The sequence below is a fragment of the Actinoplanes sp. SE50/110 genome, assembly GCF_900119315.1.
GTDB lineage: Bacteria > Actinomycetota > Actinomycetes > Mycobacteriales > Micromonosporaceae > Actinoplanes.
The window spans coordinates 5,151,158-5,166,591 of the sequence record NZ_LT827010.1; the positions used below are offsets into that span (position 1 = coordinate 5,151,158).

Genomic DNA, 15,434 nt, shown 5'->3' on the forward strand with positions numbered 1-15,434 from the left:
TCCTCGGTCGTGACGGTCGACTGACGAGCGTACGCACCGTGATCACGGGTATGCGGCCACGACCCTGCCCCGCACCACGATCACCGGAAGGTGTGCCCATCATGAAACTCGACTTCGTCCGTCCGCTCGTCGACCGTACCGGCTCATGGGTGTCGGTCTATCTGGACGCGACCCGCGCCGGGGAGAACGCCGATCACGAGGTCGGGCTGCGCTGGCGCGCCCTGCGCGAGCGGCTGACCGGGGACGGCGCCGACAGCGCCACCCTGGACGCCGTGGAGGCGGCCGTCAAGGATCATCCGTACCAGCCGGGCCGGTACGGTCTGGCGGTGTTCGCCCGCGACGGCGAGGTGGCGATGGTGGAGACGACGCCGGCTCCGCCGCCCGTCGACGAGGCGGTCACCGGTGCGCTGCCGCACCTGATGCCGCTGATCGCGCAGCGCGGTGAACAGATCCCGTACGTCCGGGTGCTGACCGACCGCACCGGCGCCGACCTGGACGCGCTGTCGGTCGGCGGGGCCACACGGCACCGCGAGGTGACCGGCGGCGCCACCTTCCCGCTGCGCAAGGTGCAGGCCGGCGGCTGGTCGCACCGGCGTTACCACCAGGCCGCCGAGGAGTCCTGGAAGCGTAACGCCGGTGACGTGGCGGCCGCGGCGGCCGATCTGGCGGACAGCGCGGGCGCCGAGGTGATCGTCGTCGGTGGTGACGTGCGCGCGGTGCAGACGTTCGCGGGGCGGCTGCCCCGGCGCTGGCAGGACCGGGTGGTGCGGACCGACGCCGGGTCGCGGCACGCCGGGGCGGACGAGTCTCCGCTGGACGACGTGACGATCCAGGCGATCGCCGAGGTCGCCGACCGGCACACCCGGGAGGCGGTCGACCGGTACCTGGCCCAGCGGGGCGACGGCACGGCCGGCGCCGGCCTCACCGACGTGGTGACCCGGCTGCAGCGCGGGCAGGTGGACACCGTGCTGCTGGTCGACGACGCCTCGTCGACCGACACGGTGTGGGTTTCGCCGGACGATCCGACGCTGATCTCGGTCGACGACCACCCGTTGCGGGAGGCGGGAGTGCCGAGCCCGCAGCGGGTGCGGGCCGACGCCGGGCTGCTGCGTGCGATCGCGGCGACCGGCGCGGACCTGGTGCTGGTGGCGCCGGAGGAGGTGGCGCTGGAGCACGGCATCGGTGCGGTGCTGCGGTACGCGGATGCCGGCAGCGCCGCGCGATGACCCGGCCGCCCGGGTGGACATATCCGGCGAGTGCCTGGGTATGCGGCGCTTCGGACCATTCGCCAGAGGAAGGACACTGCGATGACCAACGTTCAGCAGCCGGAGTTGCGGCGCAGCGGCGAGTCCCCGACCACCAAGCAGCGCACCGAGGACGCGCACCCGACCGAGGCTCCGCACGGCAGCCACGACAAATCCGGGAACCGGGCGACGCCCGCGGGGCAGACCTCGCCGTACGGACCGTCCGGGAAGACGGCCGACGACGGCTCGTGACCCGGCGGGGCCGGGCGAAGTAACAATTCGCCGACGCCAATTTTCCACGGCATGTGAAAAGCCATTCTCCGTCACCGCGGCGCTGGAATATATCGACGATGTTGCGCGCGTGTTAGCGTTCACACGCGTTCCCCACCGCCATTCCCCGGCACCCCGTAAAGGAGAGGTCATGGCATCACGACCGCGTCTGCGAGGCATTCTGCCCGCCGTCGGCGGCCTGCTCGCGGCGATGATCACCGGCATCGCCCCGGCGCAGGCCGCCACCACCGGGCCGTGCGACATCTACGCCTCCGGCGGCACCCCCTGCGTCGCCGCGCACAGCACCACCCGGGCCCTCTACGGCGCCTACACCGGGCCGCTCTATCAGGTACGCCGATCGTCGGACAACGCCACCCGCGACATCGCGCCGCTCACCGCGGGCGGGGTGGCCGACGCCGCCGCCCAGGACTCCTTCTGCGCCGGCAGCACCTGCCTGATCACCGTCATCTACGACCAGACCGGGCGCAACAACCGGCTCACCCAGGCCCCGCCCGGTAGTTTCCAGGGGCCGGCGGCCGGCGGTTACGACAATCTCGCCAATGCGACCACCGCGCCGATCTCGGTGGGTGGGCACAAGGCGTACGGCGTGTTCGTCGCCCCCGGCACCGGATACCGCAACAACACCACCAATGGGGTGGCCACCGGCGATCAGCCGGAAGGCATGTACGCCATCTTCGACGGCACCCATTACAACGGCGGCTGCTGCTTCGACTACGGCAACGCCGAGCGCAACAGCCGGGACAACGGCAACGGCACGATGGAGGCCATCTACTTCGGCAACATCAAGGTCTGGGGCTACGGCACCGGCACCGGCCCGTGGGTGATGGCCGACCTGGAGAACGGCTTGTTCTCCGGCGCCAACCCCGGCTACAACGCGAACGACCCGAGCGTCAGCCACCGCTTCCTGACCGCGATCATCAAAGGCGAGCCCAACCACTGGGCGATCCGCGCCGGCAACGCGCAGTCCGGCGGCCTGTCCACCTACTACAACGGGAGCCGGCCGAACGCGTCCGGCTACAACCCGATGAAGAAGGAGGGCGCCATCATCCTGGGCATCGGCGGGGACAACAGCCACGGCGCGGCCGGCACCTTCTACGAGGGCGTGATGACCTCCGGCTACCCGTCGGACGCCACCGAGAACGCGGTCCAGGCCAACATCGCCGCGGCCGGGTACGCGACCTCCGGCTCCGGGGGTGGCCCGGTGATCACCCCGGGTTCGACCATCTCGCTGCGCGCCACCACCGCGTGCTGCACGACCCGCTACATCTCGCACAGCGGCAGCACGGTCAACACCGCCGTGGTGACCTCCGGCAGCGCCGCGGCCGACAAGGCCAACGCCTCCTGGATCGTCCGGGCCGGCCTGGCCAACAGCTCCTGCGTCTCGTTCGAGTCGCGCAACACCTCGGGGAACTACCTGCGGCACCGCAACTACCAGCTGACACTGGCCGCCAACGACGGCAGCGCGCTGTTCAGCCAGGACGCCACGTTCTGCCCGCAGGCCGGCCGCAACGGGCAGGGCAACTCGTTCGCCTCGGTCAACTACCCGGACCGGTTCATCCGGCACTACGCGAACAACGTCTACATCGCCAGCAACGGCGGCACGAACGCGTTCGATTCCGCCACCTCGTGGACCGACGACGTCAGCTGGGTGGTCAGCACCCCCTGGACTCCCTGACCCGGCGGTTCGCCCACGGCGTGGGAGCCCGGAAACCGAGGGGACGGACCGGGCTCCCACCCCGTACCCCGCCATTCTCTAAAAAGGAGGCCCGGTGAAGGGCATGCCCGTTCTCCTCGGCATCATCCTGGCCGGCGCGGCCGGCGCCGTCGCGGTGACGGCGGCGACGCCGGCGCGGGCGGCGGCCGGGTGCCGCGCCGACTATCAGGTCACCAACTCGTGGCAGGGCGGCTTCGGGGCCTCGGTGACCGTCACCGACCTCGGCGACCCGGTCACCGCCTGGCAGCTGACCTGGACCTTCCCGGCCGGGCAGAGCGTCACCCAGCTCTGGAACGGCACGGTCAGCCAGTCCGGCGCCCAGGTCACCGTCACCAACGCGAGCTACAACGGCACGATCGCCACCGGCGGAACCGCGTCGTTCGGGTTCAACGGCGCCTGGAGCGGCAGCAACCCGGCGCCGGCGTCGTTCGCCCTCAACGGCACGACCTGCACCGGGACCGTCCCGTCGATCTCGACCTCACCTTCGGCGTCACCGTCGGCCTCGCCCCCGACGTCACCCGGCGGGCTGCCCTGTGACCTGTACGCCGCGGGCGGCACCCCCTGCGTGGCGGCGCACAGCACCACCCGCGCCCTGCTCAGCACCTACAACGGCGCGCTCTATCAGGTCCGGCGCGCGTCGGACCACGCCACCCGGGACATCGGTGTGGTCAGCCGGGGCGGCCCGGCCGACGCGGCGGCGCAGGACACCTTCTGCGCGGGCACGTCCTGCGTGATCACCGTCCTCTACGACCAGTCGGGGCACGGCAACAACCTGGGCTACCAGGGGACCGGCGGAATCGGCGGCGCGGACACCGCGGCCGGCGCCACCCGGGAGGCGGTCACGGTCGGCGGCAGCAGGGTCTACTCGCTCTACATCAACGCGGGCAACAGCTACTGGCGCAACGGGTCGGCGTCCGGGATCCCGACCGGCAGCGCCCCCGAGGGCATCTACCTGGTCACCAGCGGCACGCACGTCAACGGGGGCTGCTGCTTCGACTACGGCAACAGCGAGACCACCCGGCGGGCCGACGGCGCCGGCGCGATGGACGCCATCTACTTCGGTACGAGCTGCTGGTTCGGTGGCTGCTCCGGCACCGGGCCGTGGGTCCAGGCCGACCTCGAATACGGGTTGTACCCCGGTGGCAGCCGGACCTGGAATCCCCATCAGCGGGCCTTCCCGAGCAGATTCGTCACCGCGATGCTGAAGAACAACGGGACCTCCCGGTTCGCCATCAAGGGCAGCAACGCCCAGTCCGGCGCGCTCACCACGCTCTGGGACGGCGCCCTGCCCGCGGGCTACAGCCCGATGCGCAAACAGGGCGCGATCATCCTCGGCAGCGGCGGTGACTGCTGCATCGACAACACCAACCAGAGCGCGGGCACCTTCTACGAGGGCGCCATCGTCGCCGGATACCCGAGCGACGCCACCGACAACGCGGTCCAGGCCGGCATCGTCACCGCCGGCTACCGATGATCAGCTACAGGCGGACACCCCCTGCAGCACCCCGCTGCGGTACGCCGCGATCCGGTCGAAGGCGCTGGTCCCGGACTTCCCACCGGCTCGGCCGAGGGCCAGCAACGCCGCCACCGCCTCATCCAGGTCACCCGGGGAGAGGGTCAGACTCGCTCCCTCCGGGCGCCTGAGCAGGTCGTTGGTCCACGACCCGGCCAGGCAGTCCACCGCCAGCTGCCCGGCCCGGTCGGTGGTGCTGCGCCCCCGCCGATCCTGGGCGGCCCGGGCGAACAGGTCACCGAGCAGCATGCCGATCGCGTTGTCGCCGATGTTCCGGTACAGCTGCGGCCCCAGCCGGGCGTTGTCGAAAGCCACGAAGTCCCCGTCCTGGCAGTAGAAGGCCGACCCGCCCGCGGTGCTGTCCGGCGTGGCGCACTGCGGCGGCGTGCCCTCGAACGGCTCCACCCGCACCGCCTGCCACTGCGCCTGGGCGAGCTGCGGGAAGGTCCGCGACCAGTACTGCTGGGCGTCGTCGGCCAGGTCGGCGACGGCATCGGCGTACGGCAGATCACCGCCGTTGGCGGCATCGCGCCGGCTCTTGAACGGCACCTCGGTCACCGGAATGGTGTCGGCGTCGTATCCCGCGCAGGTGGCCACGCCCTTCTCCACCCCGTCCTGGAAGGCACGGATCCGGTCGAACGCGTTGCCGTGCGCCTGCTCGGCCGCCGCCGAGGTCCCCGGCTGGTCGCGGAGCAGCAGCAGCCCGGCCACCGTGTTGTCCAACTGCTCGGGGGTGATCCCGGTGAACGCCGGCGACCGGCCGGCCAGCGCGTCCGCCGTCCACGCCCCGGCGAAACAGTCCGCCTGCTGTTCCAGCACGACGGTCGGCTGCCCGGTGACACCCAGCCGGCTCTGCACGGCATGCCCGTACTCGTGCGCGAAGACCACCGCGACCAGCAGCGGCCCGAACTGCTGCAGCAGCCGCGGGATCAGCGTCTGCGCGTCCCAGGCGATGAAATCGCCGTCCGGGCAGTAGAAGGCGTTCGGCTGATACGCCGTTTGCGCACCGCCGCAGGGCGGCGGCGGATCCGATCGGGTGTACGGGTGCAGCCCACCCGTGATCGGCTCGAACGCCCTGCCGCGGCGCAGCGACGGGTACTTGGCCGTCCAGAACCGCTCGACGTCCTTGACCGCCTTGGTCACCAGCGCGTCCGCATCGGCGGACCCGGCAGCCGGCGCCGCACCGCTGTCGTCCTGCCCGCTCGACACCCGCACCGCCACACACCCGCTGAGCACGGCCAGCAGTAACACCAGCAACGGAACGGCCGCACGGCTGCGCCGGATCCCCGGCCACTGCGCATCCACCATCGCCGCCTCCATCCATGTGACTGCCTCGATGCCGGTCTACCCCCACCGGCCGGCGGTTATGCGTCGGGTCGCCCCCCGGCGGGCTGCCATTATGGACGGGCGACCGTTCGGGACGCCACGCGGGTGTGGGTCGTGGCCCCGCCGCTGCTACCGGCGCTCGGCCGGCACCGTGCTCGCCGGGGCCACCCGGCTGAGCAGGGCATAACGCAGCAGCGGGACATAGATCCGCGCCGAGTCGGCCAGCCCGCTGAAATGCGAGCCGGCGTTGTCGTCGAGGTACGTGGCGGGAATCGGCACCTCGTCGATCGGGTGATCGGTCGCCGCGCAGTGCAGCAGCACGTTCATCTCGTACTCGAAGCGCTCCCCCGGCACGGCGCACAGGTCCCCGATCAGGTCGGCGGGGTAGGCCCGCAGGCCGGTCTGGGTGTCCGAGACGGTCCGGCCGGTCGCCGCCCGGAAGACGGCCTGGGTCACGGTGTTGCCGAACCGGCTGCGCGGCGGCATCCGGTCGAAGCGGCGCACGCCCAGGACGACGCGGCCGGGCCGGCAGCGGTCGGCCACCTCGCGGATCTCGGCGACGCTGTGCTGGCCGTCGCCGTCGGCGCAGACCACATCCGCTTCGGGAAACCGGGAGCGGATGTGCCGGAACCCGGTCTTGAGGGCGACGCCCTTGCCCCGGTTCGCCGGAAGCCGCAGCACCGTGCAGCCCCGCGCCGCCAGCTCCGCGAGCCGGGCGTCGGCGGCCGGACCGGTCCCGTCGTCGACGATCACCACCTCCGCCGGCCGCGGGCCGTCGGCCAGCAGCGCGGTGACCAGTTCGGACAGGTGCGGTCCCGGCTTGAACACCGGGAGTAGAACGACGTACGGCACCGGGTCTCCTTCACTGCTGTCCGACGGTGCGGCGTCTATACCCAGGCCGGCCATTGATCACCCGCCGGGCCAGACGGCCGACCGCGACCATCCCCCGTTCGCGGCGCAACAGCCGGTCGGCGCGGGCGCCGGCGAAGCCCAGCCGGGCCAGCAGCAGCGCGCCCCGGTCGTCGTGCACCTCGCCGCCGTGCGCCGGGACGTCGCGCAGCGCCGGGCCGGTCAGTCCCAGCACCCGGCCGGCCAGGAAGCGGACGCGCGGCAGGTGCCAGGCGTGCGTCACCAGACCGAGCGGAGCCCGGGCGTCGAAGGCGTATCCACTCAGCAGCCCGTCCTCCACGGTGTGCAGCAGGTTCTCCAGGGTGCTGCGCGAGCGCGTCTCCGCGTACAGCTCAGCGTGCTCGTCCAGGCCGGCCGCGCGGGCGGCCCGCAGCATGAGATCCCCCTCGCGCGCGCCGACCGGCGGTGGTGCGGCTCCGGCGCTCGCCTCCGGCCAGCCGCCGGTGAAGACGACCCGGATCCGGTCGCCACCGGGCAGCGCCGCGCGGTGGGCCGCCACGTAGGCGGTGGCCGCGCGCACCCGCGCGTCCCCGCCCGGGGTGAGGGTGTAACCGCTCGCGGTACGCACCACCCCGCGCCCGAACACCAACAGCACCCTGGCCGGTTCCGGCATGGTCACCTCCTGTAGCAGCCATTGTCCGCGACCCGATGGCCGGCCGACGGGCGGTGGACTCCCAGATGATCAACTCGCAGCCGCTCCCGGCCGAACCTGCCGGGCCGGCGCAAGCGGTATTGCTCGCCCGCCTGCCGCACCCATGCCCGCGCCGGAGATGTGGGCGCTCGGGCACCCGCCTCAGTCACAAGCCAGCGAGTGGGAGACGAGCCCGTCGAGTGCACGGATCTGGCCGTGGGTCGGACGTTGGCCGGCGTCGACGTTGCGGCCAGTCGATCAGGGCAGCAGACGAAACCAGGCAAGCGCCGCCAGCAGCGATCTGGTTCGGAACGGGTCGCCAGAGGGAGTGTGGCTAACTTCGAGGCAGCATCCGCGGGGTGAAGGGCGTGCCATTGGTCACCCCGTTGATTGCTTCGACACAGACCTCCTGCCCGGGTGTCACGGTGAAGTCGAGTCGCCCGGCGCCCAGGTCGGCGCGTATTCCCCGGTAGCGGATGAATGTTTCCAGGGAATGCGCGCCTACCGATAGCGGTAACGTCTGCTCGCGTCCCCAGGCGACCTGGTGCTCATGCCCGTCCACGCGAACGTACGGCCTGGTGAAGGCTACCAACCACCAACGGTTAACCCAGTGTCCTCGCACCGTGATGCGTAGTGAACCGCTCTCAGTTCGGTTTGATGACGTCATGGTCCGTTCGTTTCCGTGGCGGCGGCCAGTGTGCCGATCACTGTCTGGATCTGGCTTCTGGGCCACTCCACATAGGTCATCCGTCGGCGCGGTCGGCGGCGCGAGCCCCGAGTTTGGCGCCCATGCCGCAAAGCACCCCCATTATCAGGACGCCGGTCAAGCAGAACCCGGTCGCCTGGACCGGCCGGAACCGCCGGTCGCGCCCGCCGCAACGGCCACCGCGCCGGCCGTGGACGAGCTGTCACGCTTGGTAGCGTCTCTGTCGGTCAGCCGACGCCCAGACATGCCGAGACCAGCGAGTCGGGAGTGTGCTCGCACGAGGCCGCCTGTTCCGCCCGAAAAAGGTTCGTCACGATCTCGGCCCTCTGGCGAGGCGCGCCGACCAACGCTGGTCGCCATCAGGTTTGATCGTCACGGTGATGGGGCCCGACGGTGCGGCATCATCGTAGTTTTTCGACGTCGTTCCGTCGCAGGGCAGTTTGAATGACCCTAGAGGGCGTGACGGGTTGTGATAGTTGACGGCTAGGTCACCACCGCCGATACAGACAATGGTGATGTCGACAGGGCCGTCCCCGGCCAAGTCGGCGGTCCAGCCGCCGGTGACGTTGTCATGACCGATGGCCTGCTGCTTCAGGCCAGCCGGCGCCAGGCTGGGCAACGTAGCTTCCACCGGGACGGTGGTCACCGAAGGTGCTGGCGCGGAGACTGATTTGTCGTCGCCGGTACAACCACCGAGAGCGGCCCAGGCCAGGCAACAGGAAGCAGCGAGTATCCAGCGGTGTGCGGGAAATAATCCCTGGTGCGCCATCTCGTTTCTCCTAGTCCGCGCGCCCTGATCGGTGGACCCGCTGATTCTTCACTACGCGTGTTGAGTACCTGAGTCGAACCCGGGATGTCGAACTGATTCGACCAAAGTGCTCCTCTTGCTATACGAACTCCATCTCAGCCCGGGCCACTCTTCTGCCGCCGATCGTGCGCGTTGGCCAACCGGGAGGCGTCACGCTCCGTGACTTACCCACGTTGACGCCTTGATCTGCCGAGTTGTGCGCTGATTCGGTAGGCGCCCATCACCGAGCGGCCGGTGAACGATGCTAAGTTGATCGTATATACATCGCTGATGATCTTGGCCTGACAGACCGTGTACACGGATTCCTGCGGGACCGTTCGCACCGCGGCCGGCATATGACCGAGTCGGCGATCCGGTCGTCGGCCCCGGCCTGGATTAGAACCTACGAAGGACCGGCTCCCGAAGAACTCCTCGAGGCGATGGTCAGGTTTGAACAACGCTATGGCGGCCTGCGTTACCGCGTCCTCGGTGGCAACCACATGGAGTACGGTCTGGACGGCCTTCCGATAGTCCGTCACGGCCCGCTCGGGCTGGCTTTCACCGGGGTCCTGGACGGCGACTGGACTTGGGATCTCGACGTTCTTCTCGATGGGCGCACCGCGATGGAGCCCGGTCAGTGGCCATACCGTGTCATCGACCGAAGCGTCGATCAGAGGATTGAGCGACACGCGCTCCTGGCCGAGGTCGAGGTTTGGTTCCATAGGACCTTCGAGTGCAGCACTCCGTCGGGTGTCCTGCCGATAACGCATGAGGAGTCGTTGCCACCGCCGGTCCTCGATGCCGCGGGCCCAGCGGAGTCTTGGTGGTATGACCGTGACGTCGCCGTTCAAGCACAACTCACCGGATGGCCCGCAGAACGGGACCGCTGGACCGTGCGCTACTTCGCCAGAACACCGCAGCTGGCAGCTGCTGCCAATCCAACCGTCTATGCCGCGGTGGGCCACGAAACGGTTCCCGCAACCTGGTGCACCATATGCTCGCGAGCGGTTTCTCCCGGAAAGACGTGCACACGCTAACCAGAGACCAACGACGCACTCTCATAGCCGCGGATAGAAGGAGAAGGGAGCTGGCCGAGCTTGAGCTTGCCCGCGACATCACCAATCACCTGAGCCGAATCCACGCTCCGCGATAGCCCTAGCGGCCGGGCGAGTCCCATTGTCAGTCGCACGCCGAACAAGTAGGGCCAGCGCCCGCTCCACGATCGCCTGATCGGTGCCGGTCAGCCGGCCGGAGTGCTGCCGGAGATGCCCGGCCCAGATCAGCACCAGAAGGACCTCGACGGTTCCGGCATGGGCCCCCGCCTCTCGCAGCCGTTGTCCGTGACCGGATGGCCGGTCGCGGGGCGGTAGATTGCCCCGATGATCAACTCGCAGCCGCTCCCGGCCGAACGTGTACTTGAGATCGCCGCCCCGATGCTCAACGAGGTGGGCGGGAACTGGCGACTCGCCGAGGGTCCGATGCTGCGCTCCGGGTCGATGGGTGTCCGGCTACTGCCCGCGGACAACGCCGACCCCAGGCATCTGGACCTGGAGATCCTGCTGAACGCCGACCGCCCGGACGTGCCGACGATCACCGACTGCACCCTGGGTCTCGCCGCGGATCCGGTGGAGGGAGCCCGGCAGGCGATCGGCGCGTGGATCGCGACCACTGTGGTCACCGTGCTGGAGATGGTGGAGCAGCAGGGCCGGCTCGCGACCCACATCGCCGCCGACGAGGAGGGCGCCTTCCCCGGCTGGCACACCATCGTCGGGGGAATCACCGGCTGGTCCGTCGACGACTCACCGGTCAAGCAGCAGTGGATCGCCGACGAGATGCCGTGGTCGGCGCTGGCCCCGATCATCGCGCCGGCGCTGGACCGGCCGCACCTGAACGGCATCCGCCTGCTGATCGGTCAGGGCGGTGACTTCACCGAATGCGAGGTCCGGATCAACGGCCGCCGCCACGAGCCGGCCGAGGCCGCCCTGGCAGCGCTGGACTGGCCGCGCACCGAGCAGTTCGGCCTGGCTCGCACCTTCCTGCTGCTGGTGGGGCAGCACTAGACGTCCTCGGACAGCAGGTGGCTGACCTCGGGCGGACCGTCCGCCAGGGCCAGCGCCCGCTCCTCGATGGCCTGGTCGGTGCCGGTCAGCCGGCCGGAGTGCTGCCGCAGGTGCTCGTCCCAGCTGGGGACCAGATAGACCTCGACGAACCGGCCGGGCCGTTCGCCGTCGCGGAACAGGCCCCAGCGTTCCGCGCCGGTGCGCAGGCGGCTGCGCCGCACGTCGTGCATCGCCGACACGAACTCGGTCTCCCGGTCCGGGCTGATCGGGTAACCGGCCATCACCAGCACCGGTCCGTCGTGCTCGTCGGGGTCGAGTTCCAGGTGCGGCTCCGGCCAGTACACGGCCGGATCCCGGTTGAGGCCGCTGGTGTCGCGCATCGGCCAGCGGCCCAGCGTGGCCACCCCGGCCAGCATCAGCACCGCCGAAGCGACCAGCGTCGCGGGCAGCCCGGTCACGTCGGACAGGGCGCCCCAGGCGAGCGCGCCGACGGCCTGCGCGCCGGCGAACACCATCTGGTAGACGGCCAGCCCGCGGGCACGCACCCAGTTCGGCAGGAAGAGCTGCATCGCCGCGTTGACGTTGGACAGCACCATCACCCAGGCGATCCCGGCCGGCACCAGCACGATGATCACCAGGATCTCGGAGCGGGCCAGGCCGAGCACGGCCAGGATCGCGGTGAAGACGACACCGGCGATCAGCAGCAGGCGGTTCATCGACCAGCGGGCCCGCATCCGGGGCAGCAGCAGGGCGCCGACCACCGCTCCGGCGCCGACCGCGGCCAGCAGGACGCCGTAACCGCCGGAGCCGAGGCCGAGGCGGCGTTCGGCGACCAGCGGCAGCAGCGCCCACAGCGCGCTGCCGGGCACCAGGAACAGCGAGGCACGGAGCAGGATGCGCCGTACGACCGGGGAATGGCGCACGTATCGGCTGCCGGACCGCATCGCCGCGCCGAACGGTTCGGGCACGGCGGCCGGGTCCGGTGCGGCCGGGCGCCAGCGCACGAGGACCAGGGCGAAGACCGCGTACGACAGGGTGTTGAGCCCGAAGACGACCGCGGTGCCGGTCTGCGCGATCAGCACGCCGGCGACCGCGGGTCCGACGGCGCGGGCCAGGTTCATGCTGATCGCGCCGAGCGCGGAGGCCGAGGCGAGCTGGCTGCGCGGCACCATCTCGGGGATGACCGCCTGCCAGGCGGGCGCGGTCATGGCCTGACCGGCGCCGAGCGCGAAGGTCAGGGTGAGCAGCAGGCTGGGCGGCATCCGGCCGGCCTGGGTGAGCACGGTGAGCAGCACGCCGACGGCGGCCAGGAAGATCTGCACGAAGATCAGCAGCCGGCGCCGGTCGAAGGTGTCGGCGAGCGCCCCGGACGGCAGGGCGAGCAGCACGATCGGCAGGGTGCTGGCGGTCTGCACGACGGCGACCAGCGTGTCGGAGCCGGAGTGTTCGACGAGCAGCCACTGGGCGCCGACGGTCTGCATCCAGGTGCCGATGTTGCTGGCCAGCAGCGCGAGCCAGAGCGCGCGGAAGGCGGCGATCCGCAGCGGCGCCCAGGCGGCGGGTCCTTCGGTGGTCACCGACCCCGACTACCCGCCACCCGGGTGACTGAACCGGATTATCGGCGCAGCGCCCGCCGCGCCAGGAAGTTCCCGAGGAACTGCCCGGCCTGCACGATCACGATGATCGTCGCGACCGTGATGTAGACGACCGGCCAGTTGTACCGCTGCGACCCGTAGGTGACCGCGAAGTCACCGAGCCCGCCGCCGCCGAACAGTCCCGCCTGGGCGGACATGTCGACCACCCCGACGAAGATGAACGTGTAGCCGAGGATGACCGGCCCGAGCGCTTCGGGCACGACCACGGTCAGCAGGATGCTGATCGGCCGGGCGCCGGCCGCCCGGGCCGCCTCGATCACGCCGGGTTCCACGGCGAGCAGGTTCTGTTCGATGATCCGGCTGACCGCGAACGCCGCCGCCAGCGACAGCGCGAAGGTCACCGCGTCGGTGCCGATCGTCGTGCCGATCGTGGCGAGCATCAGCGGCTGGATCGCGGTCAGAAAGATCACGAACGGAATCGGTCGTACGATGTTGACCAGGATGTTCACGATCAGGAAGACCGCCCGGTTGGCGAGCAGGCTCCCGGGCCTGGTGGCGTACAGGATCAGTCCGAGCGCCAGGCCGAGCAGCCCACCCGCGACCACCGAGATGCTCACGATGTAGAAGGTCTGCCCGATCGCCTCCCGGAAGACCGGCAGGTTGGTGAGGAATTCGTCCACGTCAGTGCTCCTCCACCGAGACGCCGGCGGCGCGCAGGTCGGCCAGCGCCCCGTCGATCCCGTCGGCGGACCCGGTCAGCTCGAAGGTGAGGCTGCCCACCGCCCGTTCCTGCAGCTCGCTGATGCCGCCGAAGATCAGCTCCGCGGCGACCTGACGGTCGAGGAAGACGCGGGACAGGGCGGTCCGGTCACGGACCGCCACGGTCACGATCCGGCCCCGGTGGGTACGCCGCAATCGCTCCAGCGTCCGCTCCGAAGGACGGTCCCGCAGCGCGTCGTGCACGAAGTCGGCCGCCGTCGTGCTGGCGGGTTCGGCGAACACGTCGTACACCGGCCCGCTTTCGGCGATCCGGCCGGCGTCCATCACCGCGACCCGGTCGGCCACCGCGCGGATCACGTCCATCTCGTGGGTGATCAGCACGATGGTCACGCCGAGCTCCTTGTTGACCCGCCGGAGCAGGTCGAGGACCTCGGCCGTGGTCTTCGGGTCCAGCGCGCTGGTCGCCTCGTCGGCGAGCAGCAGTGCCGGGTCGGTAGCCAGCGCCCGGGCGATCCCCACCCGCTGCTTCTGCCCGCCGGACAGCTGCTCCGGGTGGTCGTGGGCGCGGTCCAGCAGGCCCACGAAGTCGAGCAGCCGGGCCACCCGCCGGTCACGTTCGGCCTTCTCGACCCCGGCGACCTTCAGCGGGTATGCCACGTTGCCGGCCACCGTGCGCGACCGGAACAGGTTGAACTGCTGGAAGATCATGCCGATCTCCCGGCGCACGCCACGGCGATCCTTCTCGGACAGTGCGGCGATGTCGTGGTCACCGACCCAGACCTGCCCGCTGGTCGGTGTCTCCAGCCCGTTGATCAGCCGGATCAGCGTGCTCTTGCCGGCCCCGGAGTGGCCGATGACGCCGAACACCTCACCCTTGGCCACCTCCAGGCTGACATCGTCGAGGGCGGCCACCCGGGGCCCGCGGCGGCCCCGGGTGAACGTCTTGGTCACATGCTGAAGACGTACATAAGTCACGATCTTGAATTACTTGCCCGCGGCGACGGCCTGGTCCTGGACCTTCTTCAGCAGCGCCTGGAGGTCGGCGGCGGGGACGGTGCGCAGCACCGCGACGCCGCCGTTGGCCTCCTGGACGCCCTTCTCCACCGACGGGTCGTGGTAGAGCTCGGCCAGCTTCAGGTAGGTCGGGTTGTCCTTGTCGGCGGCCCGGGCGGTGAAGATGTTCACGTACGGCGCGGCGCTGTCACTGGCCGGGTCGTCCTGGAAGATCGCGTTGGTGCGGGGCAGCTTCGCGCTGGTGGCGTAGTTGTTGTTGACGATCGCGCCGACCACCGAGCCGCTCTGCAGCGCGCCCGCGGTCTGCGAGGCGTCCAGGGTGACCACGTCGACCTTCTTGGACTCGACGTCGGCGGTGCTGGAGAAGGCGCTGCCGCCGTTCTTCAGCGTGACCAGCCCGGCCGCCTGCAGCACGAGCAGGCCGCGGGCCTGGTTGATCGCGTCGTTCGGGATGGCCACCTTGGCGTCCGCCGGGAAGTCGGCCGGCTTGGTGAACTTCAGCGAGTACAGCGGCAGCGGGTAGACCGCGGTGGCGCCGATCGGCTGCAGGTCGTCCTTGGCGGTGACGTTGTAGTTCGCCAGGTACTGGATGTGCTGGAACTGGTTGAGCTCCAGCTGCTTCTGCTTGAGCGCCGGGTTCGGCTGGCTGTAGTCGTTGAAGTTGACCAGCTCGACGGTGACGTTCAGCTTCTGCTTCGCCAGGTCGGTGTAGGTCTTCCAGTACGGCGCGGACGCGTCGGCGACACCGATGCGCACGGTCTGCGCCTTGGTGCCCCCGGTGGTGGCGTCGGCGGAGTCGTCCTTGGTGGCGACGATTCCGACGACCACGCCGGCTGCCACGACGACGACGGCGGCAGCGGCGATCCAGGGCCAGCGGCTGCGCTTACGGGTGGGCAGAACCGGCTGGGCGGACTGGTCTGACAT

General features: G+C 70.4%; 14 protein-coding genes. 5 read left to right on the forward strand and 9 right to left on the reverse strand.

Annotated elements, in window-relative coordinates; genetic code table 11:
* The first annotated feature begins 101 nt into the window (after positions 1-101).
* The 4 genes from ACSP50_RS23130 to ACSP50_RS23145 all read left to right on the forward strand — a co-directional run bounded on the left by ACSP50_RS23130 (position 102) and on the right by ACSP50_RS23145 (position 4,723).
* A complete protein-coding gene (locus ACSP50_RS23130) occupies positions 102-1,226 on the forward strand; it encodes a Vms1/Ankzf1 family peptidyl-tRNA hydrolase (RefSeq protein ID WP_014691701.1) in 1,125 nt (374 codons plus the stop codon).
* Positions 1,227-1,307: 81 nt separating this feature from the next.
* Positions 1,308-1,496, forward strand: coding sequence for a hypothetical protein (locus ACSP50_RS23135; protein ID WP_014691702.1), 189 nt, complete (start codon positions 1,308-1,310; stop codon positions 1,494-1,496).
* Positions 1,497-1,665: 169 nt separating this feature from the next.
* On the forward strand, positions 1,666-3,210 hold the full coding sequence (locus ACSP50_RS23140; RefSeq protein ID WP_014691703.1) for an alpha-L-arabinofuranosidase B: 1,545 nt from the start codon (positions 1,666-1,668) through the stop codon (positions 3,208-3,210).
* 103 nt (positions 3,211-3,313) lie between these two features.
* Positions 3,314-4,723, forward strand: a complete 1,410-nt coding sequence (locus ACSP50_RS23145) for an arabinofuranosidase catalytic domain-containing protein (protein WP_043512007.1) — start codon at positions 3,314-3,316, stop codon at positions 4,721-4,723.
* Here ACSP50_RS23145 and ACSP50_RS23150 read toward each other — a convergent pair whose 3' ends face one another.
* The 5 genes from ACSP50_RS23150 to ACSP50_RS42180 form a co-directional block, all read right to left on the reverse strand.
* Positions 4,724-6,070, reverse strand: a complete 1,347-nt coding sequence (locus ACSP50_RS23150) for a neutral zinc metallopeptidase (RefSeq protein WP_014691705.1) — start codon at positions 6,068-6,070, stop codon at positions 4,724-4,726.
* 147 nt (positions 6,071-6,217) lie between these two features.
* On the reverse strand, positions 6,218-6,940 hold the full coding sequence (locus ACSP50_RS23155) for a glycosyltransferase family 2 protein (protein ID WP_014691706.1): 723 nt from the start codon (positions 6,938-6,940) through the stop codon (positions 6,218-6,220).
* A 10-nt stretch (positions 6,941-6,950) separates the two neighbouring features.
* On the reverse strand, positions 6,951-7,610 hold the full coding sequence (locus tag ACSP50_RS23160; protein WP_014691707.1) for a YdcF family protein: 660 nt from the start codon (positions 7,608-7,610) through the stop codon (positions 6,951-6,953).
* 1,034 nt (positions 7,611-8,644) lie between these two features.
* Positions 8,645-8,980 carry a hypothetical protein gene (locus tag ACSP50_RS42175; RefSeq protein WP_155123595.1) on the reverse strand — a complete coding sequence of 112 codons (336 nt, stop codon included), beginning with the start codon at positions 8,978-8,980 and terminating at the stop codon, positions 8,645-8,647.
* Positions 8,981-9,306: 326 nt separating this feature from the next.
* Positions 9,307-9,843: a hypothetical protein gene (locus ACSP50_RS42180; protein WP_155123596.1), complete on the reverse strand. Its 537-nt coding sequence runs from the start codon at positions 9,841-9,843 to the stop codon at positions 9,307-9,309.
* A gap of 657 nt (positions 9,844-10,500) precedes the next feature.
* Between ACSP50_RS42180 and ACSP50_RS23170 the strand changes: the two genes are divergently transcribed.
* Entirely contained in the window at positions 10,501-11,181 is a 681-nt protein-coding gene (locus ACSP50_RS23170; protein ID WP_014691710.1) for a DUF6348 family protein, read from the forward strand.
* Here the strand turns inward: ACSP50_RS23170 and ACSP50_RS23175 are convergent.
* From ACSP50_RS23175 to ACSP50_RS23190, 4 genes are read right to left on the reverse strand one after another with little or no spacing between them, the layout of a single operon-like run.
* Entirely contained in the window at positions 11,178-12,758 is a 1,581-nt protein-coding gene (locus tag ACSP50_RS23175) for an MFS transporter (RefSeq protein ID WP_014691711.1), read from the reverse strand. The genes ACSP50_RS23170 and ACSP50_RS23175 overlap by 4 nt on opposite strands.
* A gap of 38 nt (positions 12,759-12,796) precedes the next feature.
* Positions 12,797-13,456: a methionine ABC transporter permease gene (locus tag ACSP50_RS23180; RefSeq protein WP_014691712.1), complete on the reverse strand. Its 660-nt coding sequence runs from the start codon at positions 13,454-13,456 to the stop codon at positions 12,797-12,799.
* Between the two features lies 1 nt (position 13,457).
* On the reverse strand, positions 13,458-14,447 hold the full coding sequence (locus ACSP50_RS23185; protein ID WP_014691713.1) for a methionine ABC transporter ATP-binding protein: 990 nt from the start codon (positions 14,445-14,447) through the stop codon (positions 13,458-13,460).
* Positions 14,448-14,480: 33 nt separating this feature from the next.
* Positions 14,481-15,434 carry a MetQ/NlpA family ABC transporter substrate-binding protein gene (locus ACSP50_RS23190; RefSeq protein WP_014691714.1) on the reverse strand — a complete coding sequence of 318 codons (954 nt, stop codon included), beginning with the start codon at positions 15,432-15,434 and terminating at the stop codon, positions 14,481-14,483.

Excerpts from the sequence above, each read along its gene's own strand:
- ACSP50_RS23130 (WP_014691701.1), top strand. The coding sequence starts at position 102 with ATGAAACTCGACTTCGTCCGTCCGCTCGTCGACCGTACCGGCTCATGG.
- ACSP50_RS23135 (WP_014691702.1), top strand. The coding sequence starts at position 1,308 with ATGACCAACGTTCAGCAGCCGGAGTTGCGGCGCAGCGGCGAGTCCCCG.
- ACSP50_RS23140 (WP_014691703.1), top strand. The coding sequence starts at position 1,666 with ATGGCATCACGACCGCGTCTGCGAGGCATTCTGCCCGCCGTCGGCGGC.
- ACSP50_RS23145 (WP_043512007.1), top strand. The coding sequence starts at position 3,314 with ATGCCCGTTCTCCTCGGCATCATCCTGGCCGGCGCGGCCGGCGCCGTC.
- ACSP50_RS23150 (WP_014691705.1), bottom strand. The coding sequence starts at position 6,070 with ATGGTGGATGCGCAGTGGCCGGGGATCCGGCGCAGCCGTGCGGCCGTT.
- ACSP50_RS23160 (WP_014691707.1), bottom strand. The coding sequence starts at position 7,610 with ATGCCGGAACCGGCCAGGGTGCTGTTGGTGTTCGGGCGCGGGGTGGTG.
- ACSP50_RS42180 (WP_155123596.1), bottom strand. The coding sequence starts at position 9,843 with ATGGAACCAAACCTCGACCTCGGCCAGGAGCGCGTGTCGCTCAATCCT.
- ACSP50_RS23170 (WP_014691710.1), top strand. The coding sequence starts at position 10,501 with ATGATCAACTCGCAGCCGCTCCCGGCCGAACGTGTACTTGAGATCGCC.
- ACSP50_RS23190 (WP_014691714.1), bottom strand. The coding sequence starts at position 15,434 with ATGTCAGACCAGTCCGCCCAGCCGGTTCTGCCCACCCGTAAGCGCAGC.